Origin of the sequence: Bacillus sp. F19 (genome assembly GCA_023823795.1) — a bacterium.
Taxonomy (GTDB): Bacteria; Bacillota; Bacilli; order Bacillales; family Bacillaceae; genus Bacillus_P.
The window spans coordinates 1,173,828-1,194,708 of the sequence record CP085710.1 but is presented as its reverse complement, the minus strand read 5'-3'; the positions used below and the strand labels follow the sequence as shown (position 1 = coordinate 1,194,708).

Below are 20,881 nucleotides of genomic sequence, written 5' to 3'. Positions count from 1 at the left end.
ATAAAGATAGAATTTACAAAAATTAACTTCATTTATCAATTTTGATAATAATATATCATTTGATAATAATCAATTGTTTTTTCCAAATTTTCTCTTTGAATCATTCTATAAAACCTTTATATAAGGAGGAAGTTATGCAGGCAGCAATTTTCCAAGCAGGTTATGATGATAACCCGTTCTGCTTTTATTGGTACCGTATGTAACTAAAAGAGAATCACGAAACATGGCGAAGGTTATCTGAACTTTTTTGCTGTCAAAAAAAAAGGAAGTGCACGTTGTACGCATCCCTCCTTCCTTACACTTGAACATGCTGTTTAATAATTGTACTTTTTTCCTTTTTCTCCATTTCTTTTTTCACAAGCAGCAGAACCGGCAGACCGCTTAATGTGATAAGCATCAGACAGCCGAATAAGATGGCTGGATCACTGACACCGTAAGAATCGAGAAGCAGCCCTCCGATCCATGGACCGAGAACATTCCCGAGCTGAGTAAATCCCATTGCGCCAAAATAAGTACCTTTCATATCAGGATTGGAAATTTCATCAATCAGGACATCCATCATCGAGAAGAGCAGGACCTCTCCAACTGTAAAGAAAATGACAACCAGGCCGATCATCCAAATGCTTTTTGCAAAAGCAAAGCTGAAAAGGCTTAAACCGACAAATAAATTCCCAAGCATAATGGATCTGATGGGAGAATAGTTCCTCGCAATTCTGACAACCGGATACTGAAAGATCAAAACCACGACAGCATTCAGGGACAGCAGAATGGAAAACGTTTTGGCCCCGTCCTTAATCTCAGGAGACATGGCAAAGTATTGGGGCAATGTAGAAGTAAGCTGTGAAAATCCTGTAATGCATAAAATAATGCCGACTAAAGTTAACAGAAGCAGTTTATCTTTTCTCGTTACATGAAATGCCTCCCGAAATGAAATGCGGGCAGTGTCATCTGCTTCACTTGCAAGTTCCGTTTTCATAAATGTGAGCAGCAGTGAGATGCCGTAAAGGGTATAAATCGCGGCAGCAATATAAAAGGGAAAGGTCGTTTTTGCTGATCCCAAAAAGATGCCAAGTATTGGTCCGAATACCACCCCGACATTGATGGCAGCATATCTCAAATTAAAAATCAGCAGCTTATTTTTCTGATCGGTAATATCCGATAACAGCGCTCTCGTGGTTGGTTCAAATACCGATCTGCACACCCCGTTCAGAGCATTCATTATAAAAAATGAAAGCACACTGTCTGCCACTCCAAAACCAATAAAAACAAGTATCCAAAGAAAGATGGATGTCAGCAGCACTTTTTCCCTTCCTAGTTTGTCAGACAAATAGCCTCCATAAAAGCTTGATAAAATGCCGGCAAGTGAGCTGACGGCAATAATCGTCCCTGTCATGGACGCAGAGACGCCTTTCACTTGCGTTAAATAGATGGCAAGGAATGGAATGCTCATGGATGTTGCCATTCTGCCGAATATCGTGCCGATTAAGATGTTCCACCCAAGCGGATGAATCTGTTTAAGCTGTTTCATGAATGTACCCTCCACCTTGTGATAAAAGCTAGTTTACCACAATTTCTCATTTTCTGAATCCTAAAATGGAAGGATGAATCTCATCCTTTAGTAGGAGATTGCAAGTCTAATAGCGAATGGTAAAACGTTGAGGTTTTTAAATAATTGGCAGGAGGTTTTTTTATGTCAGAAAGATATCCGGTATTAAAAGGAGCAGAACCATTTTATTTTGAAGGGAATTCGGTTGGGATTCTTGTATCACACGGATTCACAGGCTCAACACAAAGCATGCGCCCGCTTGGAGAAGCCTACGCAAAAGCTGGATACACTGTGTGCGGACCTCGCCTTAAAGGCCACGGTACACATTATGAGGAAATGGAAGAAACCACTTATGAGGATTGGGCTGCTTCTGTTGAAGAAGGCTATCAATGGCTGTCTGAGCGCTGCAGCACCATCTTTGTTACAGGACTTTCAATGGGAGGCACCCTTACTCTCTATCTCGCCCAAAAACATCCGGAAATAAAAGCGATCATTCCCATAAATGCTGCTATTGATATTCCGACCATGGCAGGAGCCCAGCAAATTCAGGCCAGATTTCTGGACGCAATTGGATCTGACATTAAAAATCCTGCGGTAGCCGAGCTTGCTTATGAAAAAACACCTGTTCAATCATTAAAAGAGATTAATAAGCTCATGGCATTAGTAAAAAACAGCCTGTACGAGATCACATGTCCTGCGCTTATTTTCGTTTCCTCAGTGGACAACGTTGTCCCGCCGGATAACTCAAAGGTCATTTATGAAGAGATTTCTTCAAGGGATAAAAATCTGATCACTCTTGAAAACAGCTACCATGTCGCTACGCTTGATCATGACCAGCAGCAGATTATTGATGAGACGCTTCACTTTATTAAAAAAGTACTGAATCAGACTGCCGTTTAATGCACATAAAAGGCTCTATCTATTAAAATAAAGGGTTCCGTTTTCGGGTGCTTTCTTTATAAATGACATAAGAAATGACGTGTGAATTGGCACACGTCATTTTCTATATTTACCAAGGATTTTAGACTTTTTTATGCTTTTTTACATTGCAATTGACATCATTTTTTAATGGACAATAAGTATTGTACAATTCAGGAAGAGTGCCAAATTGACTGCCAATATTAATGTCATTTTGGGTGCCGGTATAATGAAAAAGTTGTTTCCCTTCTTCAACTAACGGATCAGGCTAGTTGGGCTAACTTTGAGAACCTAAATTTTCTTTTTTCTACCAAATCAATGTTGAATGTTTACTTGAAATTGTAGTTCCCTTAGTGATGCTACATATAATACAAAGCAAATAAATCATAAATGTTTCGTTAAAGTGGGTGTTTTCATGGACTAATTTTTTGCGCATAGCAGCAACTACTTTACTGTTTATACCATTTTTCTGAAATTAAGAAGATTATTACATAGTAGTAAAATAAAAGAAAAAATTATTACATACTAATAAAGAATGTAATTTTTTATAGGTAATACCTCACTGAAATATTTACCAAAGATCTTAAATTTCTCAGTCTATTATACTAATTATTAGTTTGTAACCCTTGATATTAAACGCCTTCATCTAATTAAATAATCTTTATGAATATTTAAATTTTTCTTTAATCAAGTTTACATACAAACGGTATGATTTTTTTGAATACAAAACTAGGAGGGAAATAAATTGAGAAAGTTGTTTAATCCTGTTTTATTAGTAGCAATTGTAGCAATGTTGGTAGGCAGTGCTTTTTCAGTAACATCAAATGTGTTCGCTTCAGAAGAATCAGAACAAGTATCTGAAGTAGATTTAAAGGTAATGACTTATAATGTAAGATATCAAAATAGCAGTGATCCTTCACCGCATACTTGGGCAGAGAGGCTTCCGGCAATTAAAAAACTCATTGAAAGGGAACAACCAGATATTATTGGTACACAGGAAGTTTTACATAAACAGCTTCTAGATCTTGAAGAAAATTTGCCGCAATACGAATGGATTGGTTTAGGCCGTGAGGGAGGAAGCAAAGGCGAATACTCAGCTATTTTCTATAATGAAAATCGCTACACTCCTTTAGAGTATGACCACTTTTGGTTATCAGATACACCAAATGTGATAGGATCCATGACTTGGGGAAATACAATTCCACGTATGGTAACATGGGCGAAGTTTCTTGACAAGCAAACCAATCAACAATTTTATGTTGTAAATACTCATTTTGACCATAAATCTGCAAATGCTAGAGAGAAGAGTGCAGAATTAATTAAAGAAAAAATAAAAGCCTTCAATCCAGAGCTTCCTATTGTATTAACAGGGGATTTTAATGCGAGCCCTGACAGCAAACCTTATCAACTCCTTACGACGGAAGGACCATTTGTTGATTTATGGAAAGTAGCGGAAACAAGAATTAACGAAGAACTTGGTACAGCTAATGCTTTCAAAGACCCGACTGGTGGAGGGCCGGAGAAGCGTATTGATTGGATTCTTTCTAAAGGGAATGTCCAAGCGCATACAATTGAAATTCTCGATGATCATAAACATGGCCAATTCCCAAGTGATCATTATCCTGTTATGGCAGATTTGACTTTGACTTACTAAGCCAATTATTGAAAGAAGAAATTGGAAAGTCTTGATCCTTTATTCGAAAAGGATTGAGACTTTTTCTATATTAAGATATTTAAAAATAAAGATTAGAATGCTTGATTATTACTCTAGTGGACTCCAACTTCACTTCTACAGCAATTGGGCACTTTTCTTTAATAAGAAGGCGTCTTTTTGTAATGAGTTAGATTCAAGAACCATACATTTAAGGGATTGGATTATGTTAAAGTCTATAAGAGATTGTGAAGGTCTCTACTTAAACTATAGGGTGGTTTAGTTAAATAAGAATCCGGTAAACTAAAATAAAGAAAACTCGCCAATACAGCGGCGAGTTTTGCTTTTTTATATACCATTAGCTATGTCAAAACGACTGTCATTTCGATTTGAAATTTCAGAAAAGCACCTCAAAACGGAACCCTTTACTATTAAAAGACAGAGCCTTTATTTTTTGACCATGACTAAGAAGGTTGACTGCCCCTTGTCAAAACTTACTGTTTCAATGAAGCCTGCTTTTTTGTATAGACGAATGGCCCTTTTATTAAAAGAAGCCACAGTTAATCTTAGAGGCATATTTGGAAATCCCAGCTGAACATGATGCAGGATGAACGAAAAAAACAAATAGCCCAATCCCCTGCCTGTTCTGTCCGGCTCAAGACCAAGGCCGATATCAATCATATTCTCTGAATAGATGTCCGGTAGAGAGCCGTTCGGAACTTGAGCCGGTTTTCCCAGGCAAAAAAAGCCTATTAATCTGCTGTTCATGTCAACCACTGCATAATAAGAGTTTGACAGCATTCCATTGATATTGCCTTCTGTAAGATCCATGTTATAAAAATCATAAGGCGGTTCATAGTTCCATTGCAGAATTTCAGCAGCCATTCTTCGGCTCATCTTTTTTATTAATAACTGCATGCAATCCCCCTCTATAACTAAAGCTGTCTTTTATTCAGCTCATCTCTTATCTCTTTTAAAACATCATTTCTTTCTTTTGTTAATTTAAGAAAATAGATGACCGCAAAGATCCCTAAAAAAAGAATCCTATATACAGCAGAAGCGGTATTAGCAGCAGAATAGAGTCAATTGATTCAGCTCCTTCCTTTTTCATCTGCAGTTATAAAGTTTAACTGGGCGCAAACAGGGAGAGATACCTGTTTATCATTCTTATCAAAGCGAGGTTATGAAAATTTCTCACAGCTGAAAATAAAGTTGTAATTTATTACAGGCGCTTTAAGCGGTATCTGTAATGCGACTGAAAAAGAGCTTTCTGACAAGGGAATACCGAACTACCCATTTAGTCTGTGAGTGAATTACAAGACTTTTCGAGTTAATTCCGAGACTTTTCGAGTTAATTCCAAGACTTTTTCCATTAATTCCGCATAATTGTGAACAAAAGACGTTTGTCTGAAACAGAGCCAGGCTATATAACTAGAAAAAGCTATGTCCTCAATGTGGCACAGCTTTTTCTAGCTACCCTTTTACAGTACGGTCTTTCAAAATTACAGGTGCTTCCTGCTTCTTAATCACTAAAACAAACAGACTCGCCACCAAGCAGAATAGACCAGATATAAGAAAAGCCCACGTGTAAGAGCTGAGAACCTTATAGATCATTCCCCCGCCAAAGGCAGCCGCTGCAGCACCAGCTTGATGTGCTGCAAATATCCATCCATAAATAATGCCGCTCTTTTCAATCCCAAAGACTTGCCGCGATATTCCAATCGTAGGCGGAACAGTCGCAATCCAGTCCAAACCGTAAAAAATAGAAAAAATGATTAGTAGACTTGTAGAGCCTTCAAATAATGCATATGGCAATAACAGCAAAGACAAACCTCTAAGTCCGTAATACCAAAACAGCAGCCAGCGATTATCAAATCGGTCTGAAAGCCATCCAGACGCCGTTGTTCCGATTAAATCAAAGATGCCCATAAAGGACAGCAAGCCCGCAGCTGTCACTGCCGGAATACCAAAACTGATGCAAACCGGAATAAAATGCGTTCCGATCAACCCGCTCGTCGATAGTCCGCATATAAAAAAACTTCCTGCAAGCAGCCAAAATTCCTTTGCTTTTATTGCTTCAATTAAGCCCTGAAATGCCATGATGATCGGATTTTTCTTTTGGACCGAGCTTTCTATTGGTTCTTCATCCTCTGATCCATAAGGCAAAATCCCGATATCCACTGGTGAATTTTTCATAAAAATCAGGATGATTACAAACATTCCAAGACAAAGAAATAAAACGAGGGAAATGGCTTCCCGCCATGAATAAGCCTCAGTGATCCAGGCTAAAACCGGCAGTAAAATCAACTGGCCGGTTGCAGTGCTTGCTGTCAGAATACCAACGGCAAGCCCTCTCCTTTTAACAAACCATCGATTTGCAACATAAGGGCTCAATACGGTCAAAAACAACCCTGAACCAAGACCTATAATAACACCCCATATAAGAATGAGCTGCCAGGAATCCTGCATGAAAAAAGTGAGTACAATCCCTGACAGTAAGGTGGTCATCGCAAGAATCATCATTCTTTTTAAGCCAAGCACTTCGATCAGGGCAGCCATAAATGGTCCTGACAGGCCATATAGAAACAGACTGATAGCAAAAGCAAGCGATATGACGGGGCGGTCCCAGCCAAACTCCTTCTCAAAAGGCACGATAAATACTCCCGAGGAAGATCTGATAATGCCGGCTACAATAATGGCCAAAAAAGTGACAGATAAAATGATCCAGCTATAGTGAATACGTTTCATATATGTACCTTCATTCTCTTTTATTCTATTTTATATTAACCATAGTATTTCACAGCAGTAATCTTCAAGCTTCATCCAGCTGAAAATTCCTTCGCCCCCAAATAGCGTTCTTTAAGGATTTTCCTGTGATGAAGCTCATGACCGGCAATAATACATGCTATCGCACGTACTGTAACATCCAATTGATTTGCCATTCCCCATCTCAGCCAGTCTTTTTCTTTTAAACTCTTAAGCAGGAGCAGCGTTCCCTCTCGGACAACGAACAGGTTCTGAAGGAGATCTTCCATCTTCTCCTGATTAAAATTCGCCTGAGCTACATATGCATTTTCATCATAGCCAGGCAGCTGCGCCGCATCTCCCCTTGCAATGGATAAAAGACGGTATGCCATGATTCTTTCCGTATCCACAACATGGCCGATCACTTCCTTTATGCTCCATTTACCCGTTGCGTATCTGAATTCCCCTTCTGCTTCAGAAAGGTCGTTAAGCAAATGCAGGGTATCCTTTACTTGCTGCTTTAAAAGCTGTTCAATATCTCCTTCAGGTATCATGCTGATATATCCTGCATAATACTGTGCATATTCATTTTGTTCCGGGCGTTTGTTCATGCTCCTCATCCTTTATCAAATATTTTCTCTTTTATACACTCTTATTCTTCATTCTATGACCAATTCCCATCCCTCAGCATCTTTTCCAACCGGATCAAAAGCCTAAAGTGGGTTTCATCTACAGAGCCTATGTTTTTAGAAAGGTTCCATAATTGAATCTTGGATGTTTCCTTATTCACTTTAAACAGCTTTAAATCCTCTGCAGCAGCGAAAAAAATTGGACTGTATTTTACTTTTCCCGTGCGCTTCTTTCTTTTTTCAGCAAACCGGCAAAATCCAGTTCCGGAATAAATTGCCCGGTCTCCTATAACTCTCTTATTGCGCATTCTTTTGGAGATTCCCCGATTTTCCTTCTCCCGCCGGGAAGCTCCCATTGCTTTCTCTTTATACTGAAACAAAGCAGGAATTTCCCCCTGCATTTGAAAATAACAAAAGATCCTGCCAACGGCTGAAATGAAACCATTTCGGATTCATCTGCGCTTAAAAAGTCATCAAATTCTGATCGGCTCCTGATAGTCTATTCCTCCCTGAATTCTGCGAAGAGAATGTGCTTGGTCATTTGAGATGATTATGCTCTGCTTTTCAGGAATGTCACAGGTGAATTGTAAATTAATGAACACACCAACTTCTTATCTTTCCTTATACTTCCAATGATTTTCCTCCATATCCTCATAATACAATCGATCAAGAAGCTGATTTAGAACGCCATTAAAGTACCCTGTGATGCTGCGTACCTTTTTTCGCTTTACAGCTTGAAACAAAATTTTGACTGATTCAATTCCTATTTTTAATAACGCCTTTTCTATGTAAATACCATTTAAATGGACAATTTGTGCTGTATAAATTCCATACATGCGGTTAATTAATTTTTGATCTTTTGTAAAGCATTGGCACATATGCTGAAATTGGAGAAAAGGTGACAAAGGCTGGATCTCTGGATACGTATTTAATTCTTTTTTTATGCTTAAAGAAGGATGGCTTAAAGGTGTGACATTTTGCATCTTCTCTTGTGTGACATTTTGCTTTTGCTGATGAGGGAGAATAACAATAGCATTTGACGTTTGCTGATTGTCGCTTTTACGCTTAAGTGCATACTGCCTGATAATTCCAAATTCCTCTAATTGATGACAAACACGGATAACCGTTCTCCGGCATTTCCCTGTTAATTCACCTATTTTATTTTTTGATAAAAAAGAGACTCCCATGTACTTCAAACTGTATCTTCCAATAAGCTTTAAAACCTCAATCATTGTTTTGGTAAGCCTATTATTCTCATCTTTCAAATGATTGTAGATGGATGCGTCAAGCTCTTCGCATGTGCTAAAGAGCTGCAGTTTTTTATAAGTCTCAGGGCATGCAAGAAAATCAATCCTTTTTTTCATCAGAAAAATTCCTCCTCATAACTTCCTGTCAAAAAAGTTATAAAGAGGCATTTAATGAGGAGTAGCATTTTTTTCTTATTTTTTTAAAAAAACATGCTGTCAGCTTAAAAGAGATAACAAGCGTCATCAAATAAATTGATAACGCCTGACAAAAGATTTCTAATTGCTTTTCTGCCATTCATAATAATCCTGAACATGAAACGACCTGAATCCGCATGATTCATACAGTTTAAGAGCATGAGCATTTTCAGCCTCAACTTCAAGGAAGATCGGATAGCCTGCTTCATTTTCCTTTGCGATTATTTTATGCAAGGCATTTCTTCCGATGCCCCTGCCCTGATAAGCAGGCAGCACAGCAAATCCGTAGATCCATGCCTCGCCATTTATATGAGAAACACGCATTTTCCCCACTGCTTTGTTTTCAAATTCAATCATAATAAAATCCTGATCATCTTCACGTTTGATGGAATGGTTGTAATCTGATGCATCTTGTTCCATGTATCCAAAGCATCTTACATCCAGCTGAATCTCGAGCGGCAGATCGCTAGGTTCAGATTGCCTTAACGTGACATGATTATCAGCGGCAAGTTCTTTTTCCGCCCACTTCATTTGATATTCAGAAAAGGAATATTCACATGAAATAGTTGTCAGAAAATCCTTTGCAGCTGCAGACTGTCCAGGAGCATTAAAAAGAACTTCCCTGTACTTTTGCTCTGTGCAGGCTGACAAAGCCTGTTTCATAAGCTTTGAGAAAATCCCTTTTCTTCTGTACTCTGGATTGACCATGCCGCATAATTCAGCTTTTTTTCCAAAGCTGTATATTCCCAAAAATGCCGCAAGCTTTCCGTCTTCATAATGAAGAAAATCACTCTGTTCATTTTCAGAACGATTTCTAAGCATCTCCCAGTTCAGTTTTAATTGTATTTTATCGTTAGCTTCGCATTCATGCTGAAGCTCCCCAATCTCAATCAGCTGTTTTTCAGTTAACATATTGTTCCTCCAGAAACTATAAAGTTTTGACTATCAAAGTATTATTCTTTAAAAGAAATCAAAAATCCTTTTAAAAAAGGCAAAAGAGGAGGAAAACAGGGCATAGACACGAATAAATTATATATAAAGGAGTGATTTTTTCATGGAACATACAATTATGCAGCACATGGAGATTGTGAGAGGAATTACAGAAAACACACTCAGCAAAATACCTGATGAAACAGCGGACATCATTCCTGCAGGCTATAACAATAACATCCGCTGGAACTTTGGACATATTGCCTACATACAGGAAAAGCTTGTTTTTGAACTCGCTGGAGAAGAAGCTGGAGTTCCTGGGCATTACAAGGAGCTGTTCAGCGCTGGCACTAAACCGTCTGATTGGAATGGAACACCGCCTTCATTTGCTGAGATTTCAGAAGTGCTGAAAAATCAAAAGGATAGGTTAAAGGAGTACATCCCGGGTCACTTTCATCAAAAGTTGAAAGAGCCTTTCACCAACCGGGCCGGCATTACATTTCATACTGTAGGAGAGACCTTTTTATTCAGTTTCTATCACGAAGCCATGCATATTGAAACAATAAAGCGCATCTTCAAAGCCATTAAAAAAGCGGAACAGACTGCTTAGTCAAAAAGTTCAGAGGTGCAAAACAGTAAAATCGCATACTTATCAGCAGACCATTTAGCATGAAAATGGTCTGATTTTTCGTTGATATAATCAATGATAAAATGGAAATTCCAGCAGTTTAGTTGAAGAATGGTTTCTAGATTTCTGATCATCGGTCAGATTGTTATAGAACGTTATTAATAAAATCGAAGATCTATGTTAAAACACATCATGGAAATTGTGAAGATTTTCACTTAAACGAACGGGCTGGTTAGTGGAAAAGCAACTTTTAAGATTGTGTATATTTTGAGAGTAAGATTACCTTTAACTTGACAATCAAATCACCTGAATTATAATGGACATTACAGACTCTTAAAGTCTTTTATAGGGAGATGATGAAAACCATTGAAGTATTCAAAAGCCACTAATTACGCTCTTCACACGATGCTGCACTTAGCATTGTCAAATTCCGCAAAACCTGTTGGTGTACAGATGCTGGCAGAACAGCAAAAAGTATCACCTACTTATTTATCTAAGATACTAACAAAGCTTGTTAAAGAAGGCATGGTTACTTCTGCTTCAGGAGCTAATGGCGGATACTCATTAACTAAGGGGTGGGAATCCATTTCTTTTCTCGATATTATCTATGCAATTGAAGGGAAGTCTTCTTTGTTTGATTGTGATTATGATCATGGATCTGAATGCTCAATTCAAAAAGTCATGTTGAGATCAGAAGAAAAAATGGAAGAAGAACTAAGAAAACAAACAATCGCTGATTTGATTGATAAAAGGACAACAATATAAAACAAAGTTGTCTTTTATACCGCAATTGCGGATATAAAATATCTTTAATGTCGTTAAAATTGGAGTCGAATTGAGCAAGGATTTTTATGAAAATTAACATTGATAATTGTGTGGATACAGATTAATAAGTGACGTATGTCATTTTTTTAGTTTAATTATAGACATAAAAGGTCTTTAATGGTTGTTAAAACAGGTGAAAAAAATGAATAGGGAGGTAAAAAAATGAATGTTTTTGATTGTATCATTATAGGTGGAGGTCCCTCTGGGTTAAGTGCTAGTTTAACTTTAGGGAGGGCCAGGAAAAAGATTGCATTATTTGACGATGGAACGAACAGGAATAGAGTCACACAAGAGTCACATGGATTTATTACTCGAGATGGGATAAAACCACAAGGGTTTAAAGAAATAGGGTTAAAAGAGTTGGAGAATTATCCATCCGTATCATATTTTAATACCACAATTACTGAAATAATCAAAGATATTGGCAATGAAAGATTTTTTGTTACAACAACAGATGGTCAGGAATTTGCTGCAGAAAAGATTATATTAGCCACCGGTATTCAAGAGATATTTTCTATTCCAAGTGTGAGAAATTATTATGGGAAAAGCCTTTTTAGCTGCCCGTATTGTGATGGCTGGGAGTTAAGGGATAAGCCATTAATTGTAATAGCAGAAAAAGAAGAGCATGTCCTGCATATGGCAAAATTAATTTATAACTGGTCGAAGGATATAGTAGTCATAACAAATGGAGCGGAACTTTCTAAAGAAGGAGTTCAAGAGTTACAAAACGCAATATCATAATAAAATCGGAGCCGATAAAAAACTTAATAGGTGATGACGGTTATCTACAAAAGATTGAATTTTTATCAGGAGAAACGATCATAAGATCAGCTGGGTTTGTTGTTCCATCTTTTTATCGTCCAAATCAATTTGCCGAGAAGCTTGGGTGTGAAGTTCAAGAAAACGGAACAGTTGTAACAGATGGTGTTGGTAGAACAACACAAAAAAATATATATATTGCGGGAGAAACTGAAAAATCCGGACCTTCCTCATTAATGATTTCTGCCGCAGATGGCAGTAAAGCTGCAGTTTCCGTAAATACTGATCTAACTATGGAACGTTTTTGATTACGGTAATCTGCAGCTAAAGGGTGCTTTTTGTAAAAACCGATCAAATCAACAAAAGAGCATACAAATTACAATGCCAATTGGTATGCTGTTTCATTTGTTAGTTGATTTGTTTGCACTGATTAACCGAATTCAAAACTTGATCGTGAGCTTTTTTTCACTTTCTTAAATAATACTTTTACTTGCCAATATAATTAAGTTACTATCCCAATTCAATAAAATAGTGTCCGATTTTACAAAATACTTTTTTTTCAAACAGCTGCCAATTCCCGCCAAAACAAAAAACCTCAATTCAGTGTTTTCCACTTTATCAAGGTTTACAGTCATTTATTTAAACCAGCCCTTTTCCTTTGATTGGGAAATGGCCTCTATCCGATTTTTCACTTCCAGCTTATCAAAGATTGTTGAGATATAATTCCGGACTGTTCCTGCTTTAATGCTAAGTTCTTCGGCTATTTCTTTTGTGTTCATTCCGTCTGCGACGAGCTCCAGCACTTCTTTTTCCCGTTCCGTTAAAGGATTTTCTTCACTGTACACATCATCCATGAGTTCAGGTGCGTAAATTCTTCTGCCTTCCATTACACTGCGGATTGAGCTTGCAAGCTCCTCGCTTGGGCTGTCCTTTAATAGATAAGCACTAACTCCTGCTTTTACCGCTCTCTGAAAATATCCAGAGCGAGAGAACGTTGTTAAAATAATCACTTTACAGCCTTCCGCCTTCAGCTGCTCGGCGGCTTCGAGTCCATTCATTCCAGGCATTTCTATGTCTGTGATGCAAACATCCGGCTTGAATTTTTTCACAAGGGCCACAGCCTCTTCCCCGTTATGAGCCTTCCCTACAACTTCCATATCATCTTCCAAATTCAGCAGTGATCCTAATGCGCCCAAAAGCATTTGCTGATCCTCTGCAATAACGATTCGGATCATATGAAATCCTCCTTATCCTTTTGTTTTACATCATTCGGTACTTTAATGATAAGCGTGGTTCCATTTTCTGAGTAAATCTCGAGACTTCCATTTACAAATTCCAAGCGCTCTTTCATGCCGTTCAGCCCGTTGCCTTTTGTAAAATCACCCTCTGTGATGCTTCCGATTCCATCATCACGGACCGTCATCACAATTCCGTCCCACGTCTGTTCAACCCGGAAATAACAGGTTTTTGCCTTGCTGTGCCTCACAACATTGTTTACCGCTTCTTTTAAACACATGCTCAATATATTTTCAGTAAGCAGGGAAACATTTGAAAGTGCTGCATCCTGTTCAAGCACAAACTCAATTTCAGCCGCTTTTAAAATCTGTTTTACGCGGACCATTTCCTCTTTAAGCCTGATGCCCCGCATTTGCGAGACCATCTTTCTCACTTCATTTAAGGCTGTCCTTGCTGTAGCCTGAACATCTTTTAATTCTTCGCGTGCTTTTTCAGGATCTTTATAGATTAATTTCCTGGCCAAATCACTTTTCAGACCTATAAGCGATAGCTTTTGTCCTAACGTATCATGCAGATCGCGGGCAATTCTCTGACGCTCTTCAAGCTTTACAAACACGGAGATTTTCTTGTTGGCATCCTCAAGCTTTTCTTCAAGCTGTCCCCTCTCCTTTTTATTATAGATATTAAAAGGAAGAAGAATGACACTGATGCACGTGATAATAATAAATGGGAGCTGCTCTAAAAACGATGCTTCCTGAAAAATAATAGTTAAGTTAATGGCAACTGTAGTAACAACTAAATGGATGACGTAAAGTGTCAGAAAAGCGATGCGGTCTCTTATATTTCCGATCAGATAAGCAATATAAAACGCAAAGTAAATGTAAGTAAATAAAAACATCGACGTAAAAGAAATGGCTATTAATAGACTCGTCCAAAGATAAACAGGCCAGCCCTTTGAAATAAATGCAAACCTAAAAATAATAAAAAATAAAATGGTCAAAGAGATTCCAACGATGATCTCAGCCGTTGAGGATGATTGAAGGATAAAATAAAATGGCAGAATGCTGAGTACGGCCCATATATAAGGAGAAATTCCGTTATTAATATATCGTTTAAACATGATGGAAACTCCTTTTTTTAACTATTTTATCATAATAAAACACATGCAGCCTATAAAGACTGCATGTATTTTCCAATTTCTCTTATACTTGATGACTGCTTCTCATTTTCGAGAGAGCTCTTATTTCTTTATATCCGACAAACTTTTTGCTTCTTTCATCCCATAAACGGAATTTAAGTGACTGCAAGCTTGTTGCAAGTGTAATTGTCGGAATGTTTTGAAGAGGCGCTGTGTTGTTGTGTGCTTCTTCAAGACGGTAGTTCGGCACCCTCGGGCTCAAGTGATGAACATGATGATAGCCGATGTTGCCCGTAAGCCATTGAAGCGGCTTTGGAAGCTTATAAAATGAACTTCCTTCTACAGCTGCTTTTACATAATCCCAGTTTTCATCTTCTTCAAAATAAGAATCCTCAAATGTATGCTGTACGTAGAAAAGCCATACTCCCATTGATCCCGAGATTAAGAAAATCGGACCTTGTACTAAAAGAAAGGCTTCCCATCCAATCGTGAAACACAAAGCAGCCGTTGCTGCCGCAATTAATGCATTCGTAAGATAAGTGTTCATTTTCTCACTTGTCTTTGCACCTTTTTTATTAAAACGGTTCTTGAAAATAAATACGTAAGTTGGTCCTAGTCCGAACATCACAAGCGGATTTCGGTATAGACGGTAGGCAATTCTGCGCCACACCGGCTCTGCCAGATATTCATCCACTGTGAGAACCCAAATGTCGCCAGTTCCGCGCTTATCTAAATTACTGCTAGTTGCATGATGAATCGAATGGTCATGCTGCCATTGGTTGTAAGGAAACAGCGTTAAAACCCCTGTAATCGTACCAACGATTTTATTTGCTTTACGGTTCTTAAAGAACGAGTGATGACAGCAATCGTGAAAAATAATGAAAATTCTTGTTAAAAATCCAGCAGCTAAGACAGCAAGTCCAAGTGTCAGGAAGTATGAAATCGACAGACTCTGATACGCAAGCACCCAAATGATCATAAAGGGTCCTATCGTATTGATGATCTGCATGATGCTGTCTTTCGTATTTGCTTTTTCATATGGAGCTACTTGTTTTCGTAAGTTTTTTTGCAATTCTTTGCTCATTGTTTTTGATTCCCTTCTAAATAAGGTAATTCAAATTATAGAGGTATTCCATTCATCTGTGCAGACATAGGTGTCATGCTGGATACATGATAAATGTCATATAGGGAATGGAGATGATTTCCACATTCATTTTCTGCAGGTTAAAAATATTCTATACGTGTTTTTTGAGATTTAAAAAACCTTATCAATTAAAAGAAGGAAATAAAGATCTTATGTAGAATTGTATAGTGAACAGTACGTATGTTCTTATTGCAAATTCAAATCGGATGGGAGCTAATCACATGTATTTAACCGTACAAAGCTTTATCAGCGACTACAAAAATGAAGCAGCGGTCACTCAAAAATTGCTGGATTCTTTAACAGATGCCTCACTAAAGCAGGAAGTTGCACCCGGGCATCGGTCTCTTGGTGATCTGGCATGGCATTTAGTGCCGGCTTCAGGAATGCTTGAACCGATGGGGTTAAAAGTTCAGGGACCTGCAAACAGCGAGCATCCGGCTAAAGCAGCAGAGATTGCGGAGCAATACCGCGTGGCGGTTCAATCTCTTCTTGAGGGCGTAAGTGATTGGGATGATGAGAAGATGCAGGAAACAAAAGAAGTGTTTGGTTTTCAGTGGAAAAACGGGATGACCTTATCTCTATTCGTTAAACACGAAATCCACCATCGCGGACAGCTGACTGTTTTGATGCGTCAGGCAGGACTTCCAGTTACGGGCGCTTATGGGCCATCAAAAGAAGAATGGTCTGATATGGGAGCTCCAACTTCTTAAATAGAACCGTGCAAGCATCTTGGTCAGCTCCGAAAGGCAGAGAAGGATCCGCCAGTAAATGCGCTTTTTGCTTTTACTGCGGATCCGTTCTGTCCGAAGTTAGGCGCTGACACTAGACAGAAGCGCTAAAAATTATATCCTTTCAATCCTTTTTCACCCTCTGGTCCAGGCTTATCATTAATGAGCTGCAGCATGTTTTTGATTCGTTTTTTTCAGCCCTTGATTTCGTTTCAAATAATTTTTGATAGTTGGAATGACAAAGCGGTCAGCCCCGTAAAACCATGTTACTGCACCGGCTGCCATTAATAGCATAGCTGCGGTGTAGAGAATTGGATTTGTGCTTGTTGTCCCTGCCAGCATAAAATTAAGATTCAAGAATGCACCTGCTAATAGAGCCGGGAGTGTTGCAAGTCCTACGATTAAAGCAATTCCTACAAGCGTTTCACCCCATGGAACAAGAAAATTGATCAGATCAGCATTCGGCAAAGCTGCATGTTTTAGAAAAGCCGCATACCAGCCTTGTACAGCAGTTGAAAACCCGTTCGAACAGGGATGATCCGAGTTCTAGTGCCCCTTCGGAACACATTTTTCAGCCTTTACCCGATTTTAGTGCTCCATTCTGTTCCTTTGGAACACTTTTTTCAGCTTTTACCCGGTTTTGGGGTTCCATTCTGATCCTTTGGAACACTTGTTCCAGCTTTTACCCGGTTTTGGGGCTCCATTCTGCTCCTTTGGAACACTTGTTCCAGCTTTTACCCAGTTTTGGGGCTCCATTCTGCCCCTTCGGAACACATTTTTCAGCCTTTACCCGGTTTTGGGGCTCCATTCTGATCCTTTGGAACACTTTTTTTAGCTTTTACCCGGTTTTGGGGCTCCATTCTGATCCTTTGGAACACATTTTTCAGCCTTTACCCGATTTTAGTGCTCCATTCTGCTCCTTTGGAACACTTTTTTCCGCTTTTACCCGGTTTTGGGGCTCCATTCTGATCCTTTGGAACACTTTTTTCAGCTTTTACCCGGTTTTGGGGCTCCATTCTGATCCTTTGGAACACTTTTTTTAGCTTTTACCCGGTTTTAGTGCTCCATTCTGCTCCTTTGGAACACTTTTTTCACCTTTTACCCAGTTTTTGTGCTCCATTCTGCTCCTTTGGAACACTTTTTTCACCTTTTACACGGTTTTGGGGCTCCATTCTGCTCCTTTGGAACACTTTTTTCACCTTTTACCCGGTTTTGGGGCTCCATTCTGCTCCTTTGGAACACTTTTTTCACCTTTTACCCGGTTTTGGAGCTCCATTCTGCTCCTTTGGAACACTTTTTTTAGCTTTTACCCGGTTTTGGGGCTCCATTCTGATCCTTTGGAACACTTTTTTCAGCTTTCAACCGGTTTTGGGGCTCCATTCTGATCCTTTGGAACACTTTTTTCAGCTTTTACCCGGTTTTGGGGCTCCATTCTGATCCTTTGGAACACTTTTTTCAGCTTTTACCCGGTTTTGGGGCTCCATTCTGATCCTTTGGAACACTTTTTTTAGCTTTTACCCGGTTTTGGGGCTCCATTCTGATCCTTTGGAACACTTTTTTCACCTTTTACCCAGTTTTGGGGCTCCATAGCTCTATCAGAACAAATCCAGATTCTATTAGTGTAAATCTATGTCCAATCAGTGCAAATCAAACTTTAATCAGTTTTCTCAGATGTAACAAAAAACAGCCTTACAGGCGTCGCCAATAAGACTGCAGCAATGATTAAATTTTTAATAAAATCCGGTTACCGGAAGGGTCTGCCGTGATCAACTCGCCGTTTTCCTCCAAGACGTCTGCACCTGTTTGCTTCAATTGCTGAATAGCATTAGTTCTTGCTTCTTCATCAGGAAAGACGAGTGTAAACCATTTTAACCCGACGCTGTTTTCGGACGGAGCAGGGGCACCTTCTCCAGCCCATGTGTTTAAACCAATATGGTGATGATAGCCGCCTGTTGACATGAATAAAGCTTGTCTGCCGTAACGGGTGACAACCTCAAATCCCAGACCTTTTCCATAAAATTCTTCTGTATCTTTCAAATGAGATACATGCAGATGGATATGCCCCATTACTGTTTCATCAGGAAGAACAGTCCATGGTCCACCTTTCCCTTCAGCCAGAACACTTTGAGCGTCAAGCGGTTCTGTAGCCATGGAGACCTGACCATCCTGCCATGTCCACTCTGATGCTGCACGGTCTGCATAAATTTCAATTCCGTTGCCGTCCGGATCATTTAAGTAAAGGGCTTCACTCACATAATGATCGGATGCCCCAATAGGATAGTTGATCTGAACCAAATGCTGCAGGACCCTGCCTAAGTCTGACCGATTTGGCAGCAGCAGAGCAAAATGATAAAGCCCTGTTGTTCGAGGCTGTTTAGCTGAAAGATTTTCCGGCTGTTCAAGCGACAGAAGAACCGTCTTGCCGTCAGCTGTCAAATTAGCATGCTTTTCAGTTTGATCAAGAATCTTAAAACCGATCACATCCTGATAAAACGTTAATGCCCTGTTTAAATCCTGAACTTTAATGGTGACTTGACCTACATACGTATGCGGATGCTGATGAAACTCCATAAATGAATCCCCCTTTAATATGATATGATTATAACTTACTTTATGTAAGTAATTATATTTTCGTAACCATAAGAAGTCAAGCAATTAATTTACAATTGTCAAATAAGAAAAGCACTTAATTATATAGACTTCCCAATTCGTTTCAACCATACTAAGAAAAAGGATAGAACCAAGGCCCGCTCCGAAAAGCAGATACGAATGCGAGATGCGGAGCTTGAGATACCATCAAAGCACAATATTTATTCTTTCCAATATCTAAATTCAAAAGCTTAAACGATCGCTTTTACCAGAGGTGCTCTTATGAAACATCTAAAAAATCTTTTTTACTTTGGTTACGTGCAAGCCGTGTCCTGCCTTTTTCCGGTTATTATCTTTCTAACTCTCGCTTTGACAAAATACATAGAAGTTCCTTCAATTGCCCGCTATGATCTGATTTTGCTGATTTGTCTTGCTGCTCAAATCCTGATGATTCATTTCAAATACGAAACAGCAGATGAAGTGAAGGTTATTTTTGTTTTTCATATTATCGGACTTGCCCTTGAGCTTTATAAGGTGCAGATGGGTTCGTGGGCGTATCCTGAAGAAGGGATAAGCAAAGTATTCGGGGTGCCATTGTACAGCGGGTTTATGTATGCGAGTGTGGCAAGCTATATGTGCCAGGCGTGGAGGAGAATGGATTTGCGGATCAGCAGCTGGCCGGCCTTATGGATCGTAGTCATACTTGGAGCTGCTATTTACTTAAACTTTTACACGCATCATTACATCTATGATGTGCGCTGGATTTTGAAACTTTTGATCCTTCTTGTTTTCCTAAAGACGTTTGTATCATTCACAATAAACAAAACTGCCTATTCCATGCCGCTTACTTTATCCTTTTTTCTAATAGGATTCTTCATTTGGATAGCAGAAAATATTGCGACTTTCTTTGGGGCATGGGCCTATCCAAATCAGCAGCAAAACTGGGAAATTGTCCATATCGGAAAAATCAGCTCATGGCTGCTGCTGGTGATTGTCAGTTTTATGATTGTGGCTCAGTTGAAGCACATAAAAGAATTCAATGAACAGCCTGAAACCTTATCTGCCCGACAATAAAAAAGCTTGCAGCTCTCCTAACGCTGCAAGCTTTTCTACCATTCGACCGGGACTTCACCATATCGTTCCCATAGCTTTGGAAACCTCTTTTTCATACCTTCCTCATCGTCTTCATCCCAGTCAAATTCCAATTCAGGCTGCTCCTCAAACCCTGCAAGCTGTTCATAGAGATCGTAATAGGCTTCATCATCCTGACCAGTTTTTTCTTCAAAAGCCATGCATGCCGCTGATAATAAATCCTCTAACTGCGGCAAATCATCAAGTTCTTCCATTTTTATAAGGAAAGGAATAAGACTTTCTGGATCTTTATTGCCATTATCATAAACATCTTTTCCTTGAAAAATAAGCCATGCTCTAAAATAGTCAAAACAATCATCAGAACATCCGCCCAAAATGATATAGGCAGCAGCCCATAGGTTTGAAGTATACGATTTGTTCATGTACTGATTTAGAATAGAATCAAATTTAATCAAGTCTTTAACACTCAATTTGGATAAATAGTCAATCAGACACTCTATTTGCTCCTCACTATCTTCAGCCTTGCTCTTAACCAATTTCAATAGATCCCAAAACGCTTTATCTTTCATGGCGCTTTCTTTTATAATCCCCTCGCTTCCCTCAGCAGGAATATAGCCTTTTTTTACCTTAGACTTTATTAGTTTTTCAGCTTCTTTTTGACAGATCTCAGCAGTCTCAAATGTTTTAGTTTTGACTGCTCCGCCTGTGCCTATCTTCCCATATGTAATTGTATAGGAGGTCTCTTCTGCTTTTATCTTCCAAAATTTATTGGATGCTCCATCATTGAAAATAAGCAGTTTTTCCATAAACCTACATCAAACCCTCTCATTTTATAATCTACTATTTACATTTTACAAGACTATCAATTTCTTTAATATCTA

20 protein-coding genes and 2 pseudogenes are annotated in these 20,881 nt (G+C 38.9%); 7 read left to right on the top strand and 15 right to left on the bottom strand.

The features are described from left to right. Positions 1 to 132: 132 nt before the first annotated feature. Together LIT25_06090 and LIT25_06085 are read right to left on the bottom strand one after the other, a co-directional pair. Entirely contained in the window at positions 133 to 285 is a 153-nt protein-coding gene (locus LIT25_06090; protein ID USK34917.1) for a hypothetical protein, read from the bottom strand. Positions 286 to 295: 10 nt separating this feature from the next. After that, positions 296 to 1,528, bottom strand: a complete 1,233-nt coding sequence (locus LIT25_06085; protein ID USK34916.1) for an MFS transporter — start codon at positions 1,526 to 1,528, stop codon at positions 296 to 298. A 162-nt stretch (positions 1,529 to 1,690) separates the two neighbouring features. On the opposite strand from LIT25_06085, the gene LIT25_06080 reads away from it, so the two are divergent. Together LIT25_06080 and LIT25_06075 are read left to right on the top strand one after the other, a co-directional pair. Next, positions 1,691 to 2,446: an alpha/beta fold hydrolase gene (locus LIT25_06080; protein ID USK34915.1), complete on the top strand. Its 756-nt coding sequence runs from the start codon at positions 1,691 to 1,693 to the stop codon at positions 2,444 to 2,446. 763 nt (positions 2,447 to 3,209) lie between these two features. Further along, positions 3,210 to 4,118, top strand: a complete 909-nt coding sequence (locus tag LIT25_06075; protein USK34914.1) for an endonuclease/exonuclease/phosphatase family protein — start codon at positions 3,210 to 3,212, stop codon at positions 4,116 to 4,118. Between the two features lie 444 nt (positions 4,119 to 4,562). On the opposite strand, the gene LIT25_06070 is transcribed toward LIT25_06075, so the two are convergent. The 7 genes from LIT25_06070 to LIT25_06040 form a co-directional block, all read right to left on the bottom strand. Next, positions 4,563 to 5,033, bottom strand: a complete 471-nt coding sequence (locus LIT25_06070; GenBank protein ID USK34913.1) for a GNAT family N-acetyltransferase — start codon at positions 5,031 to 5,033, stop codon at positions 4,563 to 4,565. 555 nt (positions 5,034 to 5,588) lie between these two features. After that, entirely contained in the window at positions 5,589 to 6,863 is a 1,275-nt protein-coding gene (locus LIT25_06065; GenBank protein USK34912.1) for an MFS transporter, read from the bottom strand. A gap of 71 nt (positions 6,864 to 6,934) precedes the next feature. Further along, positions 6,935 to 7,471, bottom strand: coding sequence for a DinB family protein (locus tag LIT25_06060; protein USK34911.1), 537 nt, complete (start codon positions 7,469 to 7,471; stop codon positions 6,935 to 6,937). Positions 7,472 to 7,524: 53 nt separating this feature from the next. After that, the gene (locus tag LIT25_06055; protein USK34910.1) at positions 7,525 to 7,797 is read right to left on the bottom strand and encodes a hypothetical protein; all 273 of its coding nucleotides are present in this window, start codon (positions 7,795 to 7,797) and stop codon (positions 7,525 to 7,527) included. Beyond that, positions 7,776 to 7,934: an NUDIX hydrolase gene (locus LIT25_06050; protein ID USK34909.1), complete on the bottom strand. Its 159-nt coding sequence runs from the start codon at positions 7,932 to 7,934 to the stop codon at positions 7,776 to 7,778. Before LIT25_06050 ends, LIT25_06055 begins: the two co-directional genes overlap by 22 nt. 166 nt (positions 7,935 to 8,100) lie before the next feature. Beyond that, entirely contained in the window at positions 8,101 to 8,853 is a 753-nt protein-coding gene (locus LIT25_06045; GenBank protein ID USK34908.1) for a hypothetical protein, read from the bottom strand. Positions 8,854 to 9,012: 159 nt separating this feature from the next. Next, positions 9,013 to 9,843, bottom strand: coding sequence for a GNAT family N-acetyltransferase (locus LIT25_06040; protein ID USK34907.1), 831 nt, complete (start codon positions 9,841 to 9,843; stop codon positions 9,013 to 9,015). A 142-nt stretch (positions 9,844 to 9,985) separates the two neighbouring features. Here LIT25_06040 and LIT25_06035 point away from each other — a divergent pair, with 142 nt between their 5' ends. From LIT25_06035 to LIT25_06025, 3 genes and pseudogenes are all read left to right on the top strand, one after another. Beyond that, positions 9,986 to 10,471: a DinB family protein gene (locus LIT25_06035; GenBank protein ID USK34906.1), complete on the top strand. Its 486-nt coding sequence runs from the start codon at positions 9,986 to 9,988 to the stop codon at positions 10,469 to 10,471. Positions 10,472 to 10,855: 384 nt separating this feature from the next. Next, positions 10,856 to 11,254, top strand: a complete 399-nt coding sequence (locus LIT25_06030; GenBank protein ID USK34905.1) for an Rrf2 family transcriptional regulator — start codon at positions 10,856 to 10,858, stop codon at positions 11,252 to 11,254. A 222-nt stretch (positions 11,255 to 11,476) separates the two neighbouring features. Continuing rightward, positions 11,477 to 12,381, top strand: a pseudogene (locus LIT25_06025) (NAD(P)/FAD-dependent oxidoreductase). 327 nt (positions 12,382 to 12,708) lie between these two features. On the opposite strand, the gene LIT25_06020 reads toward LIT25_06025, so the two are convergent. From LIT25_06020 to LIT25_06010, 3 genes are all read right to left on the bottom strand, one after another. Beyond that, a complete protein-coding gene (locus tag LIT25_06020; GenBank protein ID USK34904.1) occupies positions 12,709 to 13,308 on the bottom strand; it encodes a response regulator transcription factor in 600 nt (199 codons plus the stop codon). Then, entirely contained in the window at positions 13,305 to 14,429 is a 1,125-nt protein-coding gene (locus LIT25_06015; protein ID USK34903.1) for a sensor histidine kinase, read from the bottom strand. The genes LIT25_06020 and LIT25_06015 overlap by 4 nt, the downstream gene beginning before the upstream one ends. An 82-nt stretch (positions 14,430 to 14,511) precedes the next feature. Next, entirely contained in the window at positions 14,512 to 15,531 is a 1,020-nt protein-coding gene (locus LIT25_06010; GenBank protein USK34902.1) for a fatty acid desaturase, read from the bottom strand. 281 nt (positions 15,532 to 15,812) lie between these two features. Between LIT25_06010 and LIT25_06005 the strand changes: the two genes are divergently transcribed. Next, on the top strand, positions 15,813 to 16,301 hold the full coding sequence (locus LIT25_06005; GenBank protein USK34901.1) for a DinB family protein: 489 nt from the start codon (positions 15,813 to 15,815) through the stop codon (positions 16,299 to 16,301). Between the two features lie 177 nt (positions 16,302 to 16,478). On the opposite strand, the pseudogene LIT25_06000 reads toward LIT25_06005, so the two are convergent. Continuing rightward, positions 16,479 to 16,829, bottom strand: a pseudogene (locus tag LIT25_06000) (Crp/Fnr family transcriptional regulator). A gap of 1,212 nt (positions 16,830 to 18,041) precedes the next feature. Further along, on the bottom strand, positions 18,042 to 18,890 hold the full coding sequence (locus LIT25_05995; protein ID USK34900.1) for a VOC family protein: 849 nt from the start codon (positions 18,888 to 18,890) through the stop codon (positions 18,042 to 18,044). 300 nt (positions 18,891 to 19,190) lie between these two features. Between LIT25_05995 and LIT25_05990 the strand changes: the two genes are divergently transcribed. After that, positions 19,191 to 19,982 (top strand): DUF817 domain-containing protein, encoded by a 792-nt coding sequence (locus tag LIT25_05990; protein ID USK34899.1) that lies wholly within the window; start codon positions 19,191 to 19,193, stop codon positions 19,980 to 19,982. 35 nt (positions 19,983 to 20,017) lie between these two features. Here the strand turns inward: LIT25_05990 and LIT25_05985 are convergent, their stop codons facing one another. Continuing rightward, complete coding sequence (locus LIT25_05985; protein USK34898.1) at positions 20,018 to 20,806, bottom strand: DUF4240 domain-containing protein; 789 nt, start codon at positions 20,804 to 20,806, stop codon at positions 20,018 to 20,020. Positions 20,807 to 20,881: the final 75 nt, after the last annotated feature.